Source organism: Thermosporothrix sp. COM3 (genome assembly GCF_059696735.1).
In genome coordinates this window covers 6,991,487-7,016,178 of the sequence record NZ_AP019376.1, presented here as the reverse complement: position 1 = coordinate 7,016,178, position 24,692 = coordinate 6,991,487, and the positions used below count along the sequence as shown (strand labels likewise).

Annotated in this window: 19 protein-coding genes; 8 read left to right on the top strand and 11 right to left on the bottom strand. The window is 52.4% G+C overall.

The annotated features are described in order from the left end of the window. Window positions 1-22 precede the first annotated feature (22 nt). The 6 genes from KTH_RS29995 to KTH_RS29970 all read right to left on the bottom strand — a co-directional run bounded on the left by KTH_RS29995 (window position 23) and on the right by KTH_RS29970 (window position 10,138). Window positions 23-1,684 carry an L-aspartate oxidase gene (locus KTH_RS29995; protein ID WP_497622541.1) on the bottom strand — a complete coding sequence of 554 codons (1,662 nt, stop codon included), beginning with the start codon at window positions 1,682-1,684 and terminating at the stop codon, window positions 23-25. Between the two features lie 68 nt (window positions 1,685-1,752). Then, window positions 1,753-4,956, bottom strand: a complete 3,204-nt coding sequence (carB, locus tag KTH_RS29990) for a carbamoyl-phosphate synthase (glutamine-hydrolyzing) large subunit (RefSeq protein WP_497622539.1) — start codon at window positions 4,954-4,956, stop codon at window positions 1,753-1,755. Between the two features lie 7 nt (window positions 4,957-4,963). Then, on the bottom strand, window positions 4,964-6,106 hold the full coding sequence (gene carA / locus KTH_RS29985; RefSeq protein WP_111322316.1) for a glutamine-hydrolyzing carbamoyl-phosphate synthase small subunit: 1,143 nt from the start codon (window positions 6,104-6,106) through the stop codon (window positions 4,964-4,966). A 22-nt stretch (window positions 6,107-6,128) separates the two neighbouring features. Continuing rightward, entirely contained in the window at window positions 6,129-7,118 is a 990-nt protein-coding gene (gene pyrB / locus KTH_RS29980; RefSeq protein ID WP_111322314.1) for an aspartate carbamoyltransferase, read from the bottom strand. Between the two features lie 506 nt (window positions 7,119-7,624). Continuing rightward, entirely contained in the window at window positions 7,625-9,010 is a 1,386-nt protein-coding gene (locus tag KTH_RS29975; protein ID WP_111322655.1) for a solute carrier family 23 protein, read from the bottom strand. A 387-nt stretch (window positions 9,011-9,397) separates the two neighbouring features. Then, complete coding sequence (locus tag KTH_RS29970) at window positions 9,398-10,138, bottom strand: FKBP-type peptidyl-prolyl cis-trans isomerase (RefSeq protein WP_211326143.1); 741 nt, start codon at window positions 10,136-10,138, stop codon at window positions 9,398-9,400. Window positions 10,139-10,929: 791 nt separating this feature from the next. Here KTH_RS29970 and KTH_RS29965 point away from each other — a divergent pair. Next, window positions 10,930-11,439 (top strand): NUDIX hydrolase, encoded by a 510-nt coding sequence (locus KTH_RS29965; RefSeq protein ID WP_111322312.1) that lies wholly within the window; start codon window positions 10,930-10,932, stop codon window positions 11,437-11,439. A 198-nt stretch (window positions 11,440-11,637) separates the two neighbouring features. Here KTH_RS29965 and KTH_RS29960 read toward each other — a convergent pair whose 3' ends face one another. From KTH_RS29960 to KTH_RS29950, 3 genes are read right to left on the bottom strand one after another with little or no spacing between them, the layout of a single operon-like run. Further along, window positions 11,638-12,813: an erythromycin esterase family protein gene (locus KTH_RS29960; protein ID WP_211326141.1), complete on the bottom strand. Its 1,176-nt coding sequence runs from the start codon at window positions 12,811-12,813 to the stop codon at window positions 11,638-11,640. A gap of 31 nt (window positions 12,814-12,844) precedes the next feature. Further along, window positions 12,845-13,774: a PfkB family carbohydrate kinase gene (locus tag KTH_RS29955; protein ID WP_170142572.1), complete on the bottom strand. Its 930-nt coding sequence runs from the start codon at window positions 13,772-13,774 to the stop codon at window positions 12,845-12,847. Between the two features lie 16 nt (window positions 13,775-13,790). Next, window positions 13,791-14,777 carry a TIGR03557 family F420-dependent LLM class oxidoreductase gene (locus KTH_RS29950; protein ID WP_111322308.1) on the bottom strand — a complete coding sequence of 329 codons (987 nt, stop codon included), beginning with the start codon at window positions 14,775-14,777 and terminating at the stop codon, window positions 13,791-13,793. Window positions 14,778-15,002: 225 nt separating this feature from the next. On the opposite strand from KTH_RS29950, the gene KTH_RS29945 reads away from it, so the two are divergent. Continuing rightward, window positions 15,003-15,998 (top strand): SDR family oxidoreductase, encoded by a 996-nt coding sequence (locus tag KTH_RS29945; RefSeq protein ID WP_111322306.1) that lies wholly within the window; start codon window positions 15,003-15,005, stop codon window positions 15,996-15,998. Window positions 15,999-16,176: 178 nt separating this feature from the next. Further along, window positions 16,177-17,049 (top strand): uroporphyrinogen-III C-methyltransferase, encoded by an 873-nt coding sequence (cobA, locus tag KTH_RS29940; protein WP_211326140.1) that lies wholly within the window; start codon window positions 16,177-16,179, stop codon window positions 17,047-17,049. 73 nt (window positions 17,050-17,122) lie between these two features. Here cobA and KTH_RS29935 read toward each other — a convergent pair whose 3' ends face one another. Further along, a complete protein-coding gene (locus tag KTH_RS29935; RefSeq protein WP_137686232.1) occupies window positions 17,123-17,728 on the bottom strand; it encodes a hypothetical protein in 606 nt (201 codons plus the stop codon). A 701-nt stretch (window positions 17,729-18,429) separates the two neighbouring features. On the opposite strand from KTH_RS29935, the gene KTH_RS29930 reads away from it, so the two are divergent. From KTH_RS29930 to KTH_RS29910, 5 genes are all read left to right on the top strand, one after another. After that, window positions 18,430-18,984: an HdeD family acid-resistance protein gene (locus KTH_RS29930; RefSeq protein WP_497622533.1), complete on the top strand. Its 555-nt coding sequence runs from the start codon at window positions 18,430-18,432 to the stop codon at window positions 18,982-18,984. Window positions 18,985-19,015: 31 nt separating this feature from the next. Further along, complete coding sequence (locus KTH_RS29925) at window positions 19,016-19,597, top strand: nucleotide exchange factor GrpE (protein WP_497622532.1); 582 nt, start codon at window positions 19,016-19,018, stop codon at window positions 19,595-19,597. 68 nt (window positions 19,598-19,665) lie between these two features. After that, a complete protein-coding gene (gene dnaK / locus KTH_RS29920; RefSeq protein WP_497622529.1) occupies window positions 19,666-21,579 on the top strand; it encodes a molecular chaperone DnaK in 1,914 nt (637 codons plus the stop codon). Window positions 21,580-21,734: 155 nt separating this feature from the next. Then, window positions 21,735-22,691 (top strand): DnaJ C-terminal domain-containing protein, encoded by a 957-nt coding sequence (locus KTH_RS29915; protein WP_111322298.1) that lies wholly within the window; start codon window positions 21,735-21,737, stop codon window positions 22,689-22,691. Between the two features lie 52 nt (window positions 22,692-22,743). After that, window positions 22,744-23,067 (top strand): chaperone modulator CbpM, encoded by a 324-nt coding sequence (locus KTH_RS29910; RefSeq protein WP_211326138.1) that lies wholly within the window; start codon window positions 22,744-22,746, stop codon window positions 23,065-23,067. A 29-nt stretch (window positions 23,068-23,096) separates the two neighbouring features. On the opposite strand, the gene KTH_RS29905 is transcribed toward KTH_RS29910, so the two are convergent. Next, window positions 23,097-24,674: a hypothetical protein gene (locus tag KTH_RS29905; RefSeq protein ID WP_111322296.1), complete on the bottom strand. Its 1,578-nt coding sequence runs from the start codon at window positions 24,672-24,674 to the stop codon at window positions 23,097-23,099. Window positions 24,675-24,692: the final 18 nt, after the last annotated feature.

Here is a 24,692-nt window from a genome sequence, read left to right as displayed (position 1 = left end):
GGGCGATTGATACACAACACACTTACTTCGTCACAGGCACAACCCTGGTAACCAGCTTGCCATCTTCACCGCGGAAGACACGAATGTTCTTCTCCCATTCCTCGCTCATCTGAGGATAGTCGGCGCGGAAGTGGGCTCCACGGCTCTCTTTTCTGACCAGAGCCGAGGTGACAATTGCATCTGCCGTCTCCAACATATCGCGAATTTCCAGACTGGCCTGAAGCTCCTGCGTGTTGGTCGCCTTGATCTGCTGCGCCTCTTGTTGCAGCTTCTTGATCTCTTCCTGTCCCTTCAGCAGGCCCTCCTCCGTGCGGATAATCCCGACATAGTTCCACATGGTATCTTTGATCTTCGACAGTACCTCAGCAGGCTTCGGCCCTTGCTCGCGCTGCAAGTAGGAGTGAATGCGTTGCAGTTCTGCATTGATGAGTTGCTCGCTGATCTCCGGCATCGAGACGCCCTTCACATACTCGGAAGTGCGAATACCAGCACGCCGCCCGAAGACTTGTCCTTCCGCGATAGAGTTGCCGCCAAGACGATTCGCGCCGTGCACGCTACAGGAAACCTCACCGACCGCATAGAGTCCCTCAACATTGGTCTCACCCCATTCGGTAATGACGAAGCCACCCATCATATGGTGCATCGAGGGCGAGATTTCCATCATCTGCTTGCGAATATCAATCCCGACTTCCATATGTGCCGCAAACACATCAGGAATCAGTTTCTCAACCTTGCCCTCTTCCCAGTGAGTAACGTCCAGATAGACCGCGTTATGCTCGGTACCGCGCCCTTCCTGGATCTCCTGATAGATTGCGCGTGAAACCTCGTCACGGCCAGCCAGTTCCATACGCTGTGGCTGATAGCGGGCCATGAAGCGCTCACCATGCTTGTTCTTCAGAATGCCGCCATTGCCGCGCACCTTTTCCGTCACCAGCGTGCCGCGTTTCTCAGGAGGCCAGGCCATGCCGGTCGGGTGGAACTGCACCAGCTCCATATCAACCATCTCCGCACCCATGTCCAGGCCCCAGGCGTAACCCTCGCCGGTGTTGCTCGGAGCATTGGTGTTCACGCGATACATAGCGCCGCCTCCACCAGTCGCAACAATGACCGCCTTTGCCCGCACAACAGTTTGCTCTCCGGTCAGGCTATTCATCAGGAACGCACCGACCACGCGATCACCCTGCTTGAAGAGACGCGTTGCATAGGTATGCTCCAGATAAGGGACCCCCAGGCGCTTGACTTCCAGCAAGAGACCGCGCATCATCTCACGTCCGGTATAGTCTCCAGCACACAGGTTCAAAGGTGCCGACTGCTTCCCACTGGCCCAGGTAAAATAAGTGCCATCGGGCAGACGGTCAAAAAGGACGCCGTAGCGTTCCAGATCGTGGATACGGTCGGGCATCTCTTCAGCAAAGATCTTTGCCAGCTTGAAATTATTGATACGCCAGCCGCCGTTAATCGTGTCTTCAAAGTGCTGCTGTGGGGTTGCTGGTTCCTTGATCGCAACATTAATACCGCCCATTGCCCAGCCGGTATGGGCCTCTCTCAGCTCCTCTTTCGCGATAATCAGCACATTCGCGCCGCGCGTCGTCGCTTCAATCGCCGCACGCAGACCGGCTCCACCAGAGCCAATGATCAGAACGTCGGTCTCTCTCTTTTGTACAGTTGTGGGCTGCGTTGACATGCTACTGCTCCTTGCTTTTACTCATGACAGAGGAGGAGGGGTAGCCCTCCTCCCCGAATGAAATGGCACTACTTCGCGTTTGTGTACTCGTTCCAGGATTTGATAGGAATGGTCTGCAAATCCTTCTCGGTGATCGCCTTTACGAACAGACGCGCCTGCTTCACTTTCGTGAACAGCGGAATGTTATGGTCAATCGCGTGACGGCGCATCGCGTAATCGTCGTCCACTTCCTTGAGTATATTGCGATCAACAATATTGATAGCCAGATCAACCTTGCCTTCCCTGAAGTACGTCAGGAAGTTTGGCTCCTTCTGTTCATGCAGCTTGTAGAGCATGGTCGTCTCAACACCGTGCTCGCGCAGGAAGTTGGCAGTGTTCTCTGTCGCATAGAGCGGGAGGCCAAGCTGCGCCAGCAAACGGGCGCTCTCAAGGAAGCGAAGCTTTTTATCTTCTCCGCCGAGACTGATAAACACACCTTTCTGCGGAATATGGTTACCCGTCGCGATAATAGCCTTGAGATAGGCTTCCTCGATATCTTCACCGAAGCAGGCCACCTCGCCCGTGGATGACATCTCAACACGCAGAATTGGATCGGCGCCCTTCAAGCGCGCGAAGGAGAACTGAGGCGCCTTCACAGCGGTAAAGGTCGGGTCTGGCATGCGCACCGCAGGGATTTCTTCATTGAAAAGCGCATCCACGAACAGCTCGATCATGTTCACGCCCATCACCTTCGAGATAAAGGGGAAGGTTCGCGAGGCACGCAGGTTTGTCTCGATCACATAGACCTGATTATCTTTTGCCAGAAACTGGATATTGAACGGTCCGGTGATCTCCAGCGCTTCCGCGATGGCGCGCCCGACCTCTTCAATACGCACACGTGTCTCTTCATTAATCGTCTGTGGCGGCAGGACAATGGTTGCGTCACCGGAGTGCACGCCCGCGTTTTCGATATGTTCAGAGATAACGAAGGCTTTGACTCGTCCTCGCTGGGCCACGGCATCCAACTCGATCTCTTTGACCTTCTGGAAGAACTTCGAGACCGTCACCGGATACTCGGGCGAGACAGCTACCGCTTCATTAATATAGCGTTTGAGCTGTTCTTCATTGTAACAGACGTTCATTGCGCTTCCCGATAGCACATACGACGGGCGCACCAGCACCGGATAGCCGACACGCTCTGCGAACCAGCGCACATCCTCGAAGCTGGTCACGCTTGCCCATTCGGGCTGGCGAATATGCAGGACATCCAGCAGGTTCGAGAACTTGTAGCGATCTTCGGCGCGGTCGATATTCTCGGCGGAGGTGCCAAGAATGGGGACACCATAGGCACTCAGCGATTTCACGCGATTATTTGGCGTCTGACCACCCACCGAAACGATGGCACCGTATGGGTTCTCAAAATCGCAGATATCAGCAAGACGCTCAAAGGTCAGCTCTTCAAAGTAGAGGCGATCGGACGTATCGTAGTCGGTCGAGACCGTCTCAGGGTTACAGTTAATCACCACCGAACGCTTGCCATACTTTTTCAACGCCAGCACGGTGCTGACCGTTGTCCAGTCAAATTCAACCGATGACCCGATACGGTAGGGACCGGAACCAACAATCACCACGCCCTCCTTGTTGAGCGGCTGAATATCGGTATGGTCGGCGTTATAGGTGGTATAGAGATAGTTCGTCTCGGATGGGAACTCGCCGGCCAGCGTATCGATCTGTAGAATCGCCGGGACAATATTGTATTGTTTTCGGAGTGCCCGCACTTCCAGCCCGGTTTTGCCGGTCAGCTCGCCAATCCGCTTATCGGAGATACCCAGTTGTTTGAGCTTCCGCAGCCGCTCCGCCGAGAGATCCTTAGTCTCCTGTAGCTCTATCTCAGCCTGCAAGATGGTCCGGATACGCTGCAAGAACCAGGGATCGATACCCGTGATGTCATAGATCTGCTCAATCGAATATTGGTTGCGCATCGCCAGAGGCAGCGCGAACATCCGCTTGGGTGTTGGCGTGTACAAAAACTTCGCGAGCACATCGGCGTCTCGCTCGTGTCCTCTGAAGACCTTCTCCGAGGTCGCCCCCTCAAAATCGAGATCCAGCATGCGGATCGCCTTTTGATAGGCCTCTTCAAAGGTACGACCGATGCCCATTACCTCACCGACTGACTTCATGCCGGTGCCAATGGTTTGATCCGCGTCCTTGAATTTATCCAGGTCCCAACGCGGGATCTTCACAACAATGTAATCCAGGCTTGGTTCAAAGCAGGCCTGTGTGACACCCGTTACGCGATTGGTGAGGTCGGTCAGGCTATAGCCAAGCGCAAGCTTTGCCGCCACATAGGCCAGCGGATAACCGGTCGCTTTACTGGCAAGCGCCGAACTGCGCGAGAGACGGGCATTCACCTCAATCACATAGTAGCGGGAGGTCTTTGGATCAAGCGCGTACTGCACATTACATTCACCGACAATACCCAGACTCCGCACAATGGTGATCGCAGCGGTACGCAACATATGGTATTCATAGTTCGTCAGTGTCTGACTGGGTGCGACAACAATCGACTCACCGGTATGGATGCCCAGAGGGTCCATGTTCTCCATGTTACAGACGGTGATACAGTTGTCGTAGGCATCACGCACCACCTCATACTCTACCTCTTTATAATGGTGCAGATATTGTTCGATCAGCACCTGTGGAGCAAAGGCCAGGGCGCCATTGACAATCTTCGTCAGCTCTTCTTCGTTTGCAGCGATACCCGATCCCTGGCCGCCAAGCGCATAGCCAGCGCGAACCATCAGCGGGTAGCCCAGTTCACTCGCGATCGTCCGGGCTTCCTCAAGGGTTTCAGCCGTACGGCTCTGTGGGGTCGGAATATGGATATTACGCAGGTGCGTTGCAAACTCTTCTCGATCCTCAGTCAGGATAATCGCCGAGATCGGAGTACCCAGAATACGGACGCCGTACTTTTCCAGGACGCCCGACTTATGCAGGGCGATGCCACAGTTGAGAGCCGTCTGTCCACCGAAGGAGAGCAGAATACCGTCTGGACGCTCCTTCTCAATCACCTTCTCAACAAAGAACGGCGTCACTGGCAGGAAGTACACTTCGTCGGCCAGCTCTTTTGATGTCTGAATCGTGGCGATATTAGGATTGATAAGAACAGTGGAAATGCCTTCTTCTTGTAATGCTTTTAGCGCCTGAGAGCCAGAGTAGTCGAACTCGCCCGCCTGACCAATTTTCAGGGCTCCTGCCCCCAGTACCAACACCTTGCGTAGATTCGTTTTCACCTTCGGCCTATGCCCCCTTCTTGCTCTTTTCTTCTCTTACCACCTTCAGGAAGTGGTCGAACAGCCATTCTGCATCCTCGGGACCCGGAGTTGCTTCGGGATGGAACTGCACGGACAGGAACGGCAGTTCCTCATGTTTCAGCCCCTCATTGCTACCATCATTTGCATTGGTAAACCAGGCAGTGAAGCCCTCGGGAATGGTGCCAACGGCAAACCCGTGATTCTGTGTCGTGATATAGCAGCGCTTTGTATTGCTTTCAATGCAGGGCTGATTCTGACTGCGATGCCCGAACTTGAGCTTATAGGTATCCCCGCCAGCCGCCAGCGCAAGCAACTGATGTCCCAGGCAGATACCCATTGTCGGGATCTTGCTTGCCAGCGCCTTCTGAAGAATCCTGATCGTCTTATCAGCGTATTTCGGATCTCCAGGACCATTCGAGACCAGGATGCCATCAAAGTCAAAGCGATTGGCAGGGTCGAGGAAATCGAAGTCCCAGGGCACTGTAACCACCTGGACATTGCGCTTGAGCAGGCTTCGCTCAATGTTGCGTTTCGCGCCGCAATCAATCAGCACAATTGTTGTATCACCGGAACCGGCTTTCATTACTTCTTTTGTAGAAACGCGCGCCACTAAATTTTCACTGTTGGGGTCATAGAATGGAACATCTTCATCATTGATGAGAATTTTACCGAGCATTGTTCCATGTTCACGAATATGCTGTGTGAGGCGGCGCGTATCTTTGATTTCCAGGCCCGGGATGCCTTCGCGCTGTAACCATGTACCCAGGCTCATCGTGCTCTGTGCGTGAGAGGGCGTATCAATATAGTTCGAGACAATCAGACCGGAGACCCGGATCCGCTCATCCTCCCAGAGAGAAGGTTCTGGCACGCCATAGTTTCCCATAATGGGATACGTCATTGTCAGGATCTGCCCGGTATAAGAGGCATCCGTCATGGCCTCGGGATACCCGACCATACCAGTGCAAAACACCACTTCACCTGCAATCGATTCAGGGTGTCCGAATGAGATCCCCTCAAACCGTGTTCCATCTTCCAGCACCAGCGCGCCCTTTCTGGGCAACTGCTTCTTCTGCTCAGCTAGACTCTTAGAAACATCCTGTAGCAAAGTGTCCTCCATAGTATTGTGCATCGCCGTACACTGATCCTTTCCTTTATGCTTGTCCCAGAATGAGAGCTAGTAGCGCCATGCGGGCGTATAAGCCGTTACGAATTTGTGAGCGCAAATACACGGCTCGCTCATCACTATCCACGGCAGGATCAATTGTTCCGACCCGTGGAAGGGGGTCCATCAGAATCATGTCTTTATTTGCGTAACGTTCCATCATCGCAGGCGTTACAATAAATGACTTTGTTACCACCTGGTCATATTCTTCCAACGATGCGAAACGCTCCCTCTGAATGCGTGTCCAGTACCAGAAGTGACAGTCTCCGGGAATATCCTTCTCGCTGAAAATCTCTATCATTCTGATATTGCGTGATTGCAAGACAGCATAGTCCTCTCGGGAAAGACGCAGCTTCTCAGGCGATAGTAGATACACCGTGTTGTTCGGGAACAGGGACAACCCGCGAATAAGGGAATGCAAAGTACGACTGTTGAGGAGATCGCCAGCCAGCAACCCATTGAGGTTATCCAAACGCCCAAACTTCTCATAGAGGGTATAGAGATCAAGGATGGTCTGAGTCGGATGCTCGTTATTACCATCACCGGCGTTGATTACCGGCACAAATTGGGCGACCCGGGCCGCCTGACGTGCAGCTCCCGGCTGAGGATGACGCAGCACTATCGCATTTGAGTAGGCCTCGAAGACGCGAATCGTGTCCTCAAACGTTTCTCCTTTATTCACGGAGGAGACTGCTTCCGGGTTCTGAACTTCCAGCGTTTGTCCACCCAGGCGCTTCACTGCTGTAGCGAATGATCCGAAGGTGCGGCTGGAAGGTTCGAAGAAGAGCAGGGAGACAATCCGGCCCGCCAGAATATCCGAGGGCCTACTTTGCTCAACAATTCGCCTCATTTCGGGAACCAGGGCAAAAATTTTTTGCAGATCCCGAGCCTCAAACTGATCGAGTGAGACGACATCCTTCCCCGCGAAACTTCCGTGAATTGGCAGAATATCCTGCCGTGCTTGCTTGACGCTCAGCATTCTTAGAACCTCCTGTAACAACCGTCCCTATCGCACCATTGCTATAAAACAGGGAACAACAGGTTGATAGGTCATCATTTTCGTGTCTTACAGCTTTTTAAGGATTAACACAAAGATAATTTCGTTTTCCCTTTTGTCTCTTTATCGACACCTCACGGGAAACCCTCAAGGCAAAAAAAATTCCTCACCCCCAATAATGGAGCGAGGAAAAAAGACTTTTCCCTTGAACGATCGGTCCATCCTGATGATTTTCCGGAAAATGGAAAGGACAATACCAGTCCTGATTATTCATTTGGATTACCTGTGTTACACCGTTCAAGAGCATGATGATATAAGCCTTTGTATCTACTGGTTGGGAAATTACTGTCACAAATTGATCTCAAATTGTTAAGAGTATAACTCATAGTTTTGAGAAAAGTCAAGAGCCACAGGACTTTTTCTCGGCAAGGGGAACAGGAGCGTATTCTTTTCAGGGCACAGCCCCTACCTGTTCCCCACCGTTCTTGTTATCGTCCGCGCGAAGACGTAGGCTCTTTCTTCTCGGGCAGCGGCTCGTTCCCAACGGCGGAGTCGGCCACAACAGCTTCATCCGGCTGCGAGTCGCGCTCACGCAACACCTGATAGAGAATAATCGCTACAATCGTCGCGACACCGATACCACCCATTGAGATACTCCCGATGGTGATACCCGCGTTCCCCACCATACCGGAGCCAATAATCAGCGTTACACCGGCAGTCATCAGGTTACGGCTCTTTGAGAAGTCCACGTTGTTTTCGATCCAGATACGACCACCAGAGACGGCGATTAGACCAAAGAGCACGATAGAGAGACCACCTAACACGCCCTGCGGCATTGTCTGGATTAACGCGCCGAACTTCGGGCAGAAGCTCAACAGCAGCGCCATCACCGCAGCAACCACAAAGAGCAGGGTTGAATAGATGCGGCTCAAGGCCATCGCACCAATGTTCTCGGAATAGGTCGTGACACCCGTACCACCACCGGCACCTGCGATCATTGTCGCAAGGCCATCGCCCAGGAATGCGCGGCCCATATATTTATCAATGTTCTGTCCGGTCATGGCCGCAACAGCCTTAATATGCCCCGCATTTTCAACAACCAGGATCAACACGACCGGAGCAATCAGGCTAATCGCGTTCGGCGAGAAGGATGGGGCCGTAAAGTGAGGTAAGCCAATCCAGGCCGCCTGTTCCACCTTCGAGAAGTCAATCTGGGGTCCCAGGCCCATCAGACTGCCGATTACGTAGGCAATATAGCCAATGATACCACCGATCAAGATTGGAAGACGCCGTAGCCAGCCTGGCAGGAAAACCGCCACAACAGCGACGGCCAGCACAGTGATCGCCGCAATCCAGCCATCAAATGCCGAGCTGCTGGCCTGAGAGATCGCCGAAGATGCCAGGTTCAGACCAATAGCAGTCACAACCGCTCCAGTCACGACAGGAGGCATCAAGAAATCAATCCATTTATAGCCAAGCAACATGACGACCAGACCAACCAGCGCATAGATCGCTCCGGTCACGATAATACCACCCAGAGCTACGCCAATATTCGGGTTGGGGCCTGAGCCCATATAGTGTGTTGCAACGTTGACTACCGCGATAAAGGCAAAGCTCGACCCCAGGTAGCTTGGCACACGCCCACCAACCAGAAGGAAGAAAATCAGGGTTCCGATACCGGAGAAGAAGATAGCGGTATTGGGATCAAAGCCCATTAAGATAGGAGCGACAACCGTCGATCCAAACATTGCCAGGACATGCTGGATTCCTAACATGATGTTCTGTCCCCACGGTAGTCTCTCGTCCGGGGCCACAACACCCTCTTTTTTCAAGCGCCAGCGCGGAAAATATGAACGCCGCTCTGACTCTGTCATCTGTTTCGCCATTGGATTATTTCACCTCACACTTGCTTGTTGTACGGGCATCTGCAACAAATCCAGAAATACAAACACACAAAAAAAATTCCCACATCCACTAAAAGAGGGATGGGGAAAACCGCAAGAAAAAAATATCATACCAGGAAAAAAGTCTCCACCTCCAACGCCGCCAATGAGCGCTACAGAACTGATAGATTCGTACTGTCATCAGGAGAGACCCTTTCCGCTACACAATTGCTAGGCATACACAAATTGACGAAAGTATACACATTTCCTTCCGACTCGTCAAGCCCCCTCACTCTTTTTTTCTAAATCGACTCGCCACACCAAAAGAAAAGGCTCCGAGCTCAAATTGTGACTCGAAGCCGTTGTTCCTCTGCCAGTTTATTTGACAGCAACCAGCGTGACATCAAAGATCAGTGTCGCGTTGGGTGGAATGGTTCCGGTACTATCACCGTTCGGGCCATACCCCAGATCCGCCGGGATAATCAGGCGGCGCGTGCCACCGACCTTCATTCCCTGAAGCCCTTCATTCCAGCCCTTGATCACCTGTGCATTGCCCAGATTTTCTAGCTTAAACGCCTGCCCGCCGCGATCATAGCTACTGTCGAACTTCTTGCCGTCGCTCTGTAACCAGCCAGTATACTGTACATAGACGGTACTGCCTGCTTTTGCTTCGGGCCCGGAGCCAACTTTGAGATCAATATACTGCAAACCGCTCTGCGTCTTTACCGGTGTCAAATTCGTGGGCGGCGGGGTTGCAGGTCCAGCCGAAGGAGTGGGGGAACCAGAAGTCACTGTCTGCATACCCTGCGCGATCATCGTCGCTTCAGCGTTTGCCGCTGCGGTTGCCGCTACATTGGTTGCGGTCGCCTCAACGTTCGCGGTCGCGGTCGCGTGCTGATCTTTGATCCGATTCGCTGCCGCCTCCTGCTCGGCCACCTGACGCTGATACAAAAGAATCGCGGTGACACCAGCCAGAACCAGCACAACAGCCAGAATGGAGATCGTCCAGTTTCGGATACGACGGCGACGGCGCTCACGGCGCATCATTCGCTCTTGTTGGCGCTGTCCAGGACGGCCCCGTTTATCAGAAGCATTATTGTTCTTCATTGTCTGAGACATACAAATATAATCTCCTCCAGTCCTTCGATTCAGAATGAGTGCAAGATGAGGTTCCTCCATCAGAAAAACCGCTGTTCACTCTGGCCTCTGCTTTGTATACAGATACGGGAACTGCCTGAAAGATCCTCTCTTCTCCTGAAAGATAAGTCCGTCTAGAGCCTGAATAAAGAGAAAATACAGCTCACCCTTCACACCAAACACACGAGACTCACATCTCAAACCGGTAGTGTACCTGAAACCTTTCAGGAAACACGCATAATTCCCTCAGCACTCGCAAAATAGGCATTCGCACCTGTTGAACTCAGTATGTCAGAGTAGATCCCCGCCCTGCCTCCCGGATATTATAAAGCCTTTTCTATGCTTTGTCATGAGAGACAACCTGCAGCAAGGGATTCGGGAAAACAGGTTCTAGCCATATGCCGAGGAAACCGGATGATGCAACTGGACCATACAACATCTACAGAAAAATACGTACCCTGCCCTGTTTTTCTTACATAGGAGCCAATTATCCTACTCTTTCTCCTCTGTTGCATGTTCTTGCTTGTCGGCTCAGATGCATTGAGATCCATGTTGTCAGGTGCCTGCTATTGTATCATGAATGGTGTCCTGAGAGCGACCCCTTTCAAGCACAGGCATAGTTGAAGATCGCGCCTGCATTGCGACAAAACTGCGACAAAACATACAACTATTAGAGACAGAAAACTGGTAGTATTACAGCAAGAACATCGCCATCTATACGCTGATTCAGAGAAAAGCGGATCAAGCACACAAAAGAAAGTCAGGATCAAATCATGTCGGTCATGTACGATTACCTTAAAAGAGTTGCCGCTATCTGTTTCAACCTCCTCAATAAGCTGATGGGAGGAAATCTCCCGCCCTTCGGGAGCGCCTGCGTTATCGTGGAAGAAAAAAACCGCTATCTGGTCGTCAAACTTCCCGGCAATCGCGTGGTATTTCCTGGCGGCTTTATGAAGTGGAAGGAAACGCCGCCCCAGGCAGCCGAGCGCGAGGGGCGCGAAGAGACTGGGCTTGAGATCCAGACCACCGGGCTGGTCAACTTTTATACCAAAACGGCAACAAGCTGGACAACGATAAGCAATATCAGCTTTGTATTCGCAGGCAGAATCGTAAACGGGACATTACGCAACAATGTTGAGGGACAGCCCTGCTGGATGGATGAGCATGAATTGCGCCCGTTGCTCGATCCCCATGCGCAGGTGCTGCTTACTGACTACATTCGCTATCGGACAGCGCGAAAAGAGGCAGGCGGAGAGTCTTCTACCCTTCCCCTGGTGTCGTAAGTCGCCATCACGACACCGGGGAAAGATCGAAAGCTCAGACGCTGGAAGGATAGGTCTCCGGAACCTCGCCGTTCACCCATACTTCCGTCTTGTCCAATGGCTCCACCGCATGTGTTTCATCAATATGAATGGCATCAAACTGTAACGGCAAACTGGCGTAAAAGTAGTGGCCGATTCGTTCAGTCCGAGGCAGGTAGATTACCTCCGTTGTAGACAGGGTCCAGTCAATACCTGTTCCACTGTCCCATTATCACGGAGAATCAGATAGTAGTTCGGCTCTCCTGTCACCTTCCCGGCATAGTGCAGCAGCTCTTCGTAGCTGTTAGCAAGACCGGGACGCACGTTCTTTTGCTCGTGCTGACCCCCCCAATCAGTGGCAGCGGTTACCGTTCCGGTAAAAGTGCTGAACCCTATCAACACGGCATCACGCTCGTACTTCTGCCGGACAAGCTGTCCCACATTGAGTTCACCAGCCTCCGCAACGGAGGTTGCTCGTGCATCGCCAATATGCGAGTTATGTTCCCAGACAACCAGCTTTGGCATTTCACCGTTATACTTCAGATGCGAGGCAAGCGCGTCAAGTGTCTCGGCCATATGATGATCACGCAAGTTCCAGAAAGAGACCTTCCCATGAAACATAGCGCGATAGTATTCTTCAGCATTTTTGACCAGACGCGCGTTCTGCTGAGCATAAAAGAGCTCATCTCCCGCCAGCTTGCCATCTTTCTGAAGCAGGTGTGCCTTTTGTTGCTGTAACTCAGTCAACTGCTTCACTACTTCGGACTCGCACGAAGCCGAGAGCTGAGAACTGGCAGCATGACCATACGCCTGTGCATCTTCGCCAAAATGCTCGAAACAGCTATAGCGCTGGCGGGCTCGCTGCGCCGCCTGAGGGTCAACCTTTTCGAGATATTCAATAACCGCTTCGATTGAGGAATACAGGCTATACAGGTCCAGACCATAAAAGCCGACCGGTCGCTGCTTGTCCCTGTTATACTGATGCAGCCATTCAACAAAGTCGAGCACCTCAGTATTGCGCCACATCCAGGTAGGAAAGCGCTGGAAGCCACCCAATGCCACCTGTCCCGATGGATCCCGCTTCTCTCCTCGGATATAGCGATTCACGCGATAGGCGTCGGGCCAGTCTGCCTCAACCGCAACGCCACAAAAGCCCTTCTCAGTAATCAGCCGTTTTGTGATATTGGCTCGCGCCCGATAAAACTCCTGAGTTCCATGCGTTGCCTCACCCAGCAGCACAAAGTGGGCATCACCAATCATATCGAGCAGCGCATCATAGTTTTCTGTTTTACCTGTGAGCAGATGAGCCTCTTCCCTGAGCACTTTTGCCAGTTTCTCCCGTTCCACCTCAGTCATAAGACGCACCCTCTTTACAGCGCAGTACCGATCAACGAAACGCCTGCACCATCATTTCCTCAACGTCGCGACGAGTAGGCAGGGCCGTTCGTGCACCTATCCTGGTTGTTGTCAGCGCTGCCGCAGTACTGGCAAAGTTTCCGGCTTCAATCATGCCCTGCCCTTCGGCAAAGGCGACCGCAAGCGCACCAGCAAATGCATCCCCGGCCCCGATTCTATCGCATATCTGAACCGGGAGACGAGGTAGCCAATGCTCTCCATGCTTCCATACAAGTAGGTTGCCTTTATTTCCGGCTTCGATTGCGACTAGCTTCACGCCTTTTGTCAGCAGTTTCTGAGCTGCCTCCCGGGCTGTCTGCTGATCTGTTACCTTGCAGCCCGTAATGGCGCGTGCTTCCAGAGCATCCGGCTTCATCACCTCGACCAGCCGCAACAACCCATCAGGAAAGATCAGCGGAGGAGATGGATCAAAAAAGATCTTTGCGCCTGCTGACCAGCCAAGTTGCATCACCTCAGCAACGACTTCAACCGATACTTCAAGCTGAACCATAACAATCTTTGCCGAGCGGATCAAAGACGCAGCATTCCTCACATCAGCGATCGTCAATGCATGAGCGGCAGCCAGACCAAGCATCATAAGCCGCTTATCTCGCTCATCTTCCATCACCAGACACATACCGGTCGGTTCTTGCGAACTCCGCCAGAGATACCGAATATCGACACCCTCACGGAGAAATGCTTCTGCAATCGCATCCCCACGTGGATCGTTCCCGATCTTGCCAATAAATGCGACATTGCCGCCCAGACGGGCAGCGGCAACAGCCTGATTTGCGCCCTTGCCCCCGGGCAGTTCCAGCATTGTTCTCCCTACCACCGTCTCCCCTTGCGCCGGGAGCCGGGAGCCCCGCACCATACAATCGGTATAGGCTCCCCCGACAACCACAATTTCCGGATCTGCCATAACGAACACTCCTTGCTTAGTGCAGCCTCGGGATAACATCCCTGCCGTATTCGTTCACAAAGGCCTTTTGATCAGGACCGGCAGAATGCACAATCACATGATCGAATCCAATGTCCGTGTACTGTTTGACAAATTTCGCATGTTCCTCCGGGTCCGCTGAAATGCAATTTGTCTGCTTGATTGTGTCCGCACCTACGACCTGCCCATTTTCTTCTGACATCGCCGGGGTATAGATCTTTTGATTAAAAAGAGCCGGGATATAAGAGCCAGCCCAGTATTGAAGCTGTCCCTGAATAGCGGCATCTGTATCCTGCGTATATTGCACATTTAGCTCAATAATTTTAGGAAGTTCCGCCGGATCTTTCCCAACCTCTCGCGCTCCCTCTTCAAAGTTCTTGATGATCTCTTTATAGAGCTCTATTGGCTTGCCTCCTACGGTAAACAGACCATCCCCATACTTTCCGGCAAACTCAGCGCTCCCGGGAACCATAGCCGAAACATAAATCGGGATCTGCTGTGTTGGAGGCGTATACAATTTAGCCTTTCGCGTCTGATAGTATTCTCCATCGAAAGAAACTGTTTCGCCGGTCCATAACTCACGCATGAGTTCAATCGCTTCTTGTAACCGCTCGCGGCGCTCAGTATAGCCCGGCCAGTACGCCATCACAGGATACTCGTTCAATGCCTCACCGGTCCCTACTCCCAGAAAGACGCGCCCGGGAGCCAGGTTATCCAACGTTGCCGTTGCTTGCGCGATAATAGCAGGATGATAACGCAGGGTGGGACAGGTGACACCCGTTCCGAGCAAGATTCGTTTTGTCCTGGCCGCCACGGCTCCAAGCAGGGTCCAGCAAAATGACGCCTGTCCCTTCTCACTCCAGGGATGAAAGTGGTCACTTGCTTCCACAATATCAAAGCCTGCTTCCTCGGCTGTCACTGCGTAATCAAGCAATTCAGCAGGGGGATACTGTTCTATTCCGCATTTCCAGCCAATCGAGACCATGTATCTTGCTCCTCTCTAACGCTGCAAACTCTCTATGATCCGTCTCTACATCACCCCTTCCCCGCATCCCACACAAGGTACACGTCCCCTATACAAAAAAGGTTTATTGCGCTCGCGCCATGCTCGCTGTCACATTCGTCTCCTGATTGTTCGTGTCTCTTTTACATCACCATTACAGCGAAGGGAACTCCTTTACTATCTCAGCAGAAAAGAGAAGGAGAGATCATGGCACGTGAAGTTGTTGTTATTACAGGTGCTTCAGCAGGGGTAGGACGGGCCACCGCTCGCACATTTGCACGTCATGGTGCAGCAATTGCGTTGTTGGCCCGCGGAGAAGATGGATTGGAAGATGCCCGCCGCGAAGTAGAGGAACTGGGGGGTCAGGCCCTTGCCATCCCGACTGATGTATCCAAGCCCGAAGAGGTCGAAGAGGCGGCGAAAAAAACAGAGCAGACTTTTGGCCCTATCGATATCTGGATCAACGATGCAATGACCTCGGTTTTTTCTCCGTTTAAAGAGATGCAGCCCGATGAGTACCGCCGCGTCACTGAGGTCACCTATCTTGGCTACGTCTATGGGACAATGGCAGCCCTCAAACGGATGCTTCCCCGAGATCATGGAATGATTGTCCAGGTAGGCTCAGCGCTGGCCTATCGCGCAATCCCCCTACAATCAGCGTATTGCGGTGCCAAGCACGCGATCCAGGGTTTTACCGAATCCGTACGGAGCGAGCTGTTTCACGATAAGAGTAAGGTACGCATTACGATGGTACAGATGCCAGCGCTCAATACTCCACAGTTCTCCTGGGTGAAAAGCCGCCTCCCGCGTCAGGCACAGCCCGTTCCCCCCATCTATCAGCCGGAAGTCGCCGCCGAAGCGATTTATCATGCCGCCCATCACTATCGACGCGAGTGGTATGTTGGACTCTCAACGACCATCGCCATTCAGGGAAACAAATTCTTTCCTGGCCTGGGTGATCGCTATCTGGCAAAGACCGGCTATGCATCGCAGCAAACGTCAGAACCGGCAGATCCAAACCGGCCTGACAATCTCTGGCACCCGGTTCCCCCCGATCATGGGGCACATGGGCAGTTCGACGACCGATCACGCTCCTCAAGCATCCAGTTCTGGCTCACCAGCCATCGCACATCGCTTCTGCTTGCAATGGGGGCCTTCATGGGTCTGCTCGGCCTGGGAAAAATCTTTCTCAAAAGTGCCTGAAATGGATCGCAGGACAAAAGAGCAGTCCTTTCCGCTCTTTTCCTCCTGCACCTTAAAGGATCCGCTCTGTTTTCTTACGTATATCCTCATCCATAGATATCTCTCTAAATAGATGTACTCCATATAAAATAGATTGTGTAGGCACCCTGTCAAGCATGAATAAAGCGGGAGCACTTCATTGCCTCTTGCGCCTCTGCTCGAATATAATCTATTGACACCTGAAATCTATGGAAACGAGGCCAGCAAGATGCACAATAATGCTGTATTTCCATTTGCCAGTGAGGCAACGCCTGGAACCGTCTATCTGATTGGAGCCGGGCCCGGTGATCCAGACCTGATTACAGTCAAGGGGCTCAATATCTTGCGCCAGGCAGATGTGGTGCTCTACGACTATCTGGCCAACCCGGTTCTACTCTCGGTTGTTCCCCCTGATGCAGAAAAGCTCTATGTGGGCAAATCAGCCGGAAGCCATGCACTGCCGCAACAGGAAATCAACCGCCTACTTGTTCAGTATGCCCGCTCACAAAAGATCGTCGTACGGCTGAAAGGGGGAGATCCTTTTGTCTTTGGGCGCGGGGGAGAAGAGGCCCTCTATCTCGCACAACATGGTATTCCCTGGCAAGTGGTACCTGGTGTGACCTCTGCGGTTGCCGTTCCGGCCTACGCGGGCATTCCAGTCACGCATAGAGGTTATGCGGCATCCTTTACTGTCGTTACCGGTCACACAGGCACACACCCTGATAACTCATATCTGGACTGGTCCACGCTTGCCCGTTTAAATACCACACTCATTATTCTGATGGGTCTGGGAAATCTTGCTTTTATTGTGGATGAACTGACACAACATGGTCGTCCAGGAGATACACCGATCGCTGTCATTCAGTGGGGCACGCTACCAGAACAACACGCAGTGACCGGCACACTGAATACCATTGTGGAACGGGTCAAAGCCGCGCAGGTACGGCCCCCTGCCCTGATTGTTGTTGGCCATGTAGTTGATTTGGCACAGCATCTTCGCTGGTTCAGTGCAGACGCCGATACCCCGTCCTGAGTCTCTATCGATATTTATCAATAAGAAAACCCCGTAGAGCGAATCTACGAGGTCTTCTTCTTTTGAAAACTACCTAGTGTTTATTACAGTTTTTCTTTCCCGGGGTACAGGTTGGCGTCTTTGACGGCTGTTGCGTCGGGGTGGGGTTTGTCAGTGTAAAGAAAGCCGGTCGATCATCTCCGACTTTGCACTGACCCAATCCATCCTTATTAAAGTTCATGGTGATCAGGCTGTTTTTGCCAATGGCGTTAAAATGATTGGCCGTTGAGAGCTCAAAGACAACAAAGCCATCAGCATTGGTCGTCTTCGTCTGTGTCTCCTGCATATAATCGCCCCAGGTAATCGTAGCGGTAACCGTTGCGCCAGCGACACCTTGAGGGTTGCCGTTCACCAACTGAACAAAGCGTCCATTCGCGCCAAACCTGGCCTGTCCGTTAAGATAAGGAGGTGTTGCATCAGTCACCCAGGCACCACACTGTAAGTTATTCATAGGACTGTTAGGAATATCCTTCTGACTTTTCGAGACATCGATTGTAATTGTTGGTACCGGATTGCTATTCGCAGGTAAACTATTCGCATCAGGACCACAGGCAACCAGCCCGATGCTTAACAGAAATAAAAGAAGGACGAAGCTGCTCGTAATATATCGTGTCTTTTCAGACCTTTTTATTGTGTTCATATCTTCTTTTTTCATCAGACAAATCGCCTCTGAAAGCCCCTGACTTTGAGTTGTGGGGAGGATCCTCAGACCTCCACTCACACGGATACCAGGTACCTCACAGATACGGAGTGGCTTTGTTTGCCGTACAGGCTTTTACTCCGTAGTGTTGCTTTATAGTGTACCGCAGTGGTCAGAGCTGGCAAATGTCCCGACGTTCCTCTTGTATTCACCCGGCTGGAGCTGGGATCACTCCTACAGAGTGTTAGCTGAGACAGGTCAGGTCCAGGCCTGCTCTTCACCCGTCCCCACATTCAGACAGAGGTTCCTGACAAACCCGCAATTGTTCTTCCTACAGATATATACACTTCTATCTGCATTAGCATAGCATAACTATGCCTTATCTGCCCCATTCTGTAAAGCCTCTACCATGAAGTACTATAGCAGAGAGGCAGACAAGCGCGAAAGGGCTTCCACGCACCATAGCGCTGTCACAAAGCGGCCCTCTCCCGCGTGTTCCAAAAGGGTTATGCAGCCAGAGTGCTGCTAAGTCATCTTGATAGTATTTACCTGGTTCCTCCCCATCCATTCGCAGGCAATAGCATATTTGTATGAATACAAACACGAGGGAGAGACTTTCATCCCGTGCAAGCCATGCAAGCAATGAAGAAAAGCGCTTCTATCCTCTCTAAGATCAGTATAATGAAAAGGAGGAGAAAAAATTGAATCCAGGTAGCATCTATAGGACGAATCGCCATGAGCGGTGGTGGGTTGCCTTACGAGGGATCATAGCCATACTTTTCGGCATTCTTGCCATTGTCTGGCCCGGGATGGCCCTGTTTGTTCTCGTCTACCTTTTTGCAGCCTACGCACTGGTCGACGGCATTTTCGCAGTTGCCTCATCCTTTCAGGCCCGACCCTACTTCCGCCACTGGTGGATTGTCCTGATAGAAGGGATCGCGGGCATCATTTTTGGCATTCTCACATTTATCTGGCCGGGAATCTCGCTTATTGTCCTGCTCGCCCTCGTTGGTGGTTGGGCAATTGTTACCGGAATCCTTGAGATCATCGCCGCGATTGAGCTCAGTCGGGCTATTACAGGAGAATGGCTTCTGCTTCTGACAGGGGTGCTCTCTATTCTTCTAGGTGTCCTGCTTTTTGCGCGGCCTGTGGCATCCCTGCTTGCAATAGCCTGGATGATCGGCATATATGCGATTCTGTTCGGCATCCTTTTACTTGTGCGCGCCTTCCAGCGCCGTAGCGTCCTTTCCTACTGATCCATTGCGTTGAAAGAGGTAGAGAACTATTATGCCACATAATCAGCACCATTCAGCACAGGAGAACGAAGAAAAGCAAAAAGAAGAAAAATCATCAAATGCTGATATAGAACAGAACCAGATTGAAGCAGTAGAACAAGAACTCGCTGAAGCCCAACAAAAAGCCTCCGAGTACCTGTCTCTGCTTCAGCGAACCCAGGCAGACTTTATTAACTACAAGCGGAGGGTCAATCAGGAACAAAGCGAGCTGATGTTGACAGCGCAGGCTAACCTGATTTCACAGCTTTTGCCTGCACTGGATGATCTGGGCAGGGCGCTCTCCTCGCCCCCCGCTGAGATCTCAAAGAATGCCTGGGTCCAGGGAATCGGCCTTGTCGCGCGCCAGTTCACTATCAGCTTACAGCAAATCGGGCTGAAGCAGATAGGTACGCTGGGCGAACCATTCAACCCGCTCTGGCATGAGGCAATCTCGACCGAGGCTCGATCCGATATCGAGGAAGGAACCATTGTCCATGTTGTTCGCCCCGGTTACATGCTCAAAGATCGGGTAATCAGACCGGCACAGGTTGTCGTCGCAGGCACAGCATCAACCGCAGAGCAACGGAGCGAATAATTTTGGCGTTAACTGTGTTTAATAAGAATGGAAGCAGAGCAACGTGTTAAAGGAGGTATCAGACGAGTATGGCTAAGGTGCTTGGTATAGATCTTGGTACAACGAACTCCGCAGTTGCGGTCATTGAGGCAGGTGAACCAACAGTCCTCGAAAATAGCGAAGGCTCTCGTCTCACACCCTCTGTTGTCGCTGTAACCAAAAGTGGTGAGCGCCTCGTTGGTCAGGTTGCCAAACGACAGGCCGTCACCAATCCAGAGAACACCATTTTTTCGGTGAAACGGCTGATGGGCCGTCGCTTCGATGATCCTGAGGTTCAACGCTCCCTGAAGAGCTCTCCGTATAAAATCACACAGGCCGCAAACGGTGACGCTCGTGTCGTTATGGGAGGGCGCGAATACAGTCCCCCTGAAATTTCGGCGATGATCCTGCAAAAGCTAAAAACTGACGCGGAAAACAAGCTCGGCGAACGCATCACCCAGGCAGTAATAACCGTCCCAGCCTACTTTAACGATGCACAGCGTCAGGCAACAAAAGATGCAGGCACTATCGCTGGTCTGGAAGTGCTACGTATCATCAACGAGCCAACCGCTGCATCTCTGGCGTATGGCCTGGAAAAGAAGAAAGATGAGATTATCGCCGTCTATGATCTGGGCGGTGGCACTTTTGACATCTCAATCCTTCAGCTTGGTGAAGGCGTCTTTGAGGTGAAAAGCACGAACGGTGATACCCACCTCGGCGGTGATGACTTTGACCAACGCATCATTGACTGGCTGGCCGATGAGTTCCGCAAAGAGCAGGGCATTGATCTGCGTCAGGACCGCATGGCCCTACAGCGACTCAAAGAGGCTGCCGAACGCGCGAAAATCGAGCTTTCATCTGTGACACAGACCGAGATCAACTTACCGTTCATTTCGGCTGACGCTAGCGGTCCCAAACATCTGGTGACGACGCTAACCCGAGCCAAGCTGGAACAGCTCACTAATGATCTGATCGAGCGAACACGTGAACCAGTGATGAAAGCGCTGCGCGATGCCGATATCAGTGCCAATCAGGTCAATGAGGTAGTGCTTGTCGGTGGACAGACCCGCATGCCCGCCGTCATCAATATGGTACGCAACATCTTTGGCAAAGAGCCGCATAAAGGCGTGAACCCGGATGAAGTAGTCGCGATTGGCGCAGCCATTCAGGCCGGTGTGCTGCAAGGCGAAGTACGCGACGTGCTGTTGCTCGATGTCACTCCGCTCTCGCTTGGAGTCGAGACGCTCGGTGGTGTGATGACGAAACTGATTGAGCGCAATACCACCATTCCGACCCGCAAGAGCGAAACCTTTACGACCGCAGCAGACAATCAGCCAGCCGTCGAAATTCACGTGCTACAAGGTGAACGCGAACTGGCACGTGATAATACCAGTCTTGGGCGCTTCCATCTGGAGGGTATTGCCCCGGCTCCGCGTGGCATCCCGCAGATTGAGGTCACATTCGATATCGATGCGAACGGTATTCTGAACGTCTCTGCTCGCGACAAAGCAACCGGGCGCGAACAGAAGATCACCATTACAGCCAACAGCGGCCTCTCGAAAGAAGAGGTCAACCGCCTCGTACGCGAAGCCGAACAGCATGCGCAGGAAGATAAGCAGCGCAGAGAAGAGATTGAGGTACGCAACCAGGCCGATAGCCTTGCCTATCAAGCAGAACGAACCCTGAAAGATCTGGGCGATAAAGTCTCCGCCGATCTGCGCAGTCAGGTTGAGGAGAAAATAAAGGATGTCCGCGAAGCGCTGAAAGGCAGCGATATGGCTCGCATTCGCGCAACGATGAGCGAGCTTGAAAGCACCGTTCAGCGCATCGGTCAGGAAGTCTATGGTCAAGCCGGAGCAGGCGCAACCGCTGGCGCTGGTGCTGGCCCACAGAACCCCGGTCAGCAGGGCCCCTCTTCGGGACGAGGTGATGACACAATTGAAGGGGAATACCGCGAGGTCTAAAGGTTTAAAAGAACAAGCGTCTCTATCAGAAGTTACTTTGCCGGTAGCGCTTTCTGCTATCGGCAAAGTGGACTTCTTCACAGCCACCTTTTGTGCTCTGTTTTCCTATTTCCTGTTACCCATTTGAGCTTTCTTTTTTCTCAGGAGAACACTATATGGCTGTAGATTATAAGGACTATTACAAAATACTGGGTGTAAGTAAAGGAGCGGATCAGCAAGAGATTCGCAAGGCATTTCGTAAGCTGGCTCGCCAATACCACCCGGATATTAATCCGGGGAACAAAGAGGCAGAAGAGAAGTTTAAAGAAGTTAATGAGGCATATGAAGTTCTTTCTGATCCGGAAAAGCGCAAAAAATATGATGAGATGAGCAGCTACTATCAGCGCTACGGCTCATGGCCCGGCGCAGGAACCGGCGGCTTCCAGAGTGGCGGCCCATACCAGTATCACACGATGACGGAAGAAGATCTCTCCGATCTCTTTGGCGGTCAATCACCCTTCTCTGATTTCTTTAATACGTTCTTCTTCTCTGGCTCACCTACAGGAAGCGGCTTCGCAACCGGTAGCCGACGTCAGCAGACACGTGGGCGTGACGTTGAGTCAGATATAGAAGTGACGCTGGCAGAAGCCTATCAGGGTGTCACGCGCACGCTGGAACTGACCGAGGCCGATGGCACAACCAGGCGTCTACAGGTGAAGATTCCTGCGGGCGTTCAGGAGGGATCACGTATCCGCGTTGCCGGGCAGGGAATCGCTGGAACTCAGGGACGAGGAGACCTCTATCTGCGCGTGCATATTGAGCCCGATCCGCGCTTCACTCGCGAAGGGACCACCTTACGTACCACAATTGATGTGCCGCTAACGGTTGCTATGCTAGGTGGCGAAATACAGGTGCCGACACCCGATGGACGCCGCTTGTTGCTGCGCATTCCTGAGGGGACAAATAATGGACGCTCCTTCCGGCTGCGTGGTCAGGGTATGCCACAACCCGGTAAGACAGATCAACGTGGTGACCTCTATGCAGAGGTTCGCGTAACGCTACCAACACAGCTTACACCTGAGCAGCGCAAGCTCTTTGAGGCATTTGCCCGGTCCCTTGACCAGCAATCCTAGCAACGTTGTTCTAGCCTGAGCCCAAAGCCGGGTACAGTGAAAGGAGGTCGTTATGAGTGACACGCGCACTCATCGTATTATGCTCTACAATAGCTCACAGACCAGATTTTATAGCGAAGAGGAAACGATCCAGATATCACGTCTTGACCCACAACTGATTCGTTCACTGTGCGAGGATGGGTTCATCGGGTGTCACGATATCGTTGAGGAACAGGCTCGCTTCAACACCGAGGACCTGACACTTCTGCGTCGAGTGCGCCGCCTCTATAACGACCTTGGCGTCAATTTAGAGGGAATTGAGATTATCTTGCACCTCCGGAACCAGTTAGAGGCCTTGCAAAATGAGCTGGAACACTATCAGAGGCGTGAGAGATGAACTTCCGTCCCCTCTCACGCTTCCTCTTGTTATGGGGTCGTCACTTTGATCGTGATATGCTTCGGATCGGCTGGAAGTGCCAATCCACCGAGACTATCAGGCTTGAAGTCGACTCCCGTCACACCTGCCTCTTTTAACAGTAGCGGCTTCGCCTCATCCTGTCGTTTTCCAGCAAGCAGCCTGGTGAGCTGCTCTTTCTTACTCTCTGAAGGCTGGAAGATCCATTTTCCCTCTGCCGCGATCTCGACCATTGCAACGTCTTTCAATGCAGAGACCAGTTTCACGTCACCGAACTTCACATTGAGCGGTCCGAGCTCTGTCCCTGGCTTGCTATGCCCTTTCTCTTTCAGCTTTTCCAGTGCGGCCTTCTGTAAATCCTCCTGTTTATATGCCAGAACCGAGCACTCTTCTTTGACGCGAACTGTGACTTCGGTGGCCTCATCATCGATCTTATGATTGGCAGTCGCTTTATCGATACAGATAATGCCCTCATCTCCGTTCAGTGCCACCTTTTCCTCTGGACCAACCAGCTTCTTGACACCCTCCTGACCTTCCGCAACCAACTTGTCCCTGTACGCTTTAACGACTCCGTCAATATCGCTCTGCTGGACCGCCTGATAGTCGCGCTCATCAGCGCCACCGGTAAAGGGATCAGGATTGGACATATCGAACATGATCCCTCCTGTGGTTTTAGAGCTTGTAAAAATAAATGGACCATCCAGAGCATGCGCCGGAATATTGCCTGCCGATCCCGGCTGCATCACGACCGCCTCTACAGTCACTGTTTCCCCCTGCACAAACCTGAACGCCTGAGTCAGAATGTCCAGGCCATTATGCTGTACCCGTTTAAAGGTCGCTTCTGGTTCTGTGCCACTGATATTAGTAAACACCAACTTCCCGGTCGCGCTCTGCGCAATCTGGTGTTTCATGCCCTTGACGGGAACCGTCTTCACCATCTCCCGGGTGGTAAAAACGAGCTTGTGTCCCTTCGCATCAGATACACCGGCAGGGCTGGCAGACTGCTCCGCAACCACGTTAACTATAACCGACTCTTTCAACGGCTGTCCCGCCGAGTGAACCTCAACCGTCATGCTACCGGCAGGCACAAAAAGCAGAACGGCCCAGACGGCAGCACATAGCACAAGCACCACCAGACAACTGCTGATAATGACAAACTTGCGGCCCAGTTTCCTACGCGGCTTCTTTGGCTGCCAGTTATCGGGCGCGATAACTCGCTGTGCAGCACTCGGACCAAAAGGCGGGGGCGTAGAGGCCCCGGGGTATGGTGTCACAGGTGGAGGCGTCAAAGCATCTGACGGGATAACTCCTGGTGTCACAGGCGGCGTAGCATATGGAGACACAACCGGGGGAGTTGTAAAAGCTCTCTCCTCTGGTGAGGGTCCAGAGAATGACTCTACCCATGTTGGCTCAAATGACATAGCAGACTGCGGGTTTTCTGTCTGTTCAACAGGTGAGGGAGTTGTCTGCACTTTTGCTACCGTGAAGTCATCCGCAAGAGTATCAGGCCGGGCTGGTGTGGTAGCTTGTGTCTCGGGCTTCTCTGGCTCACCTTTTGCCAGCACTACATCTTCATCCCCATTTTGCATGGTTCCCTCCTGAGTTTT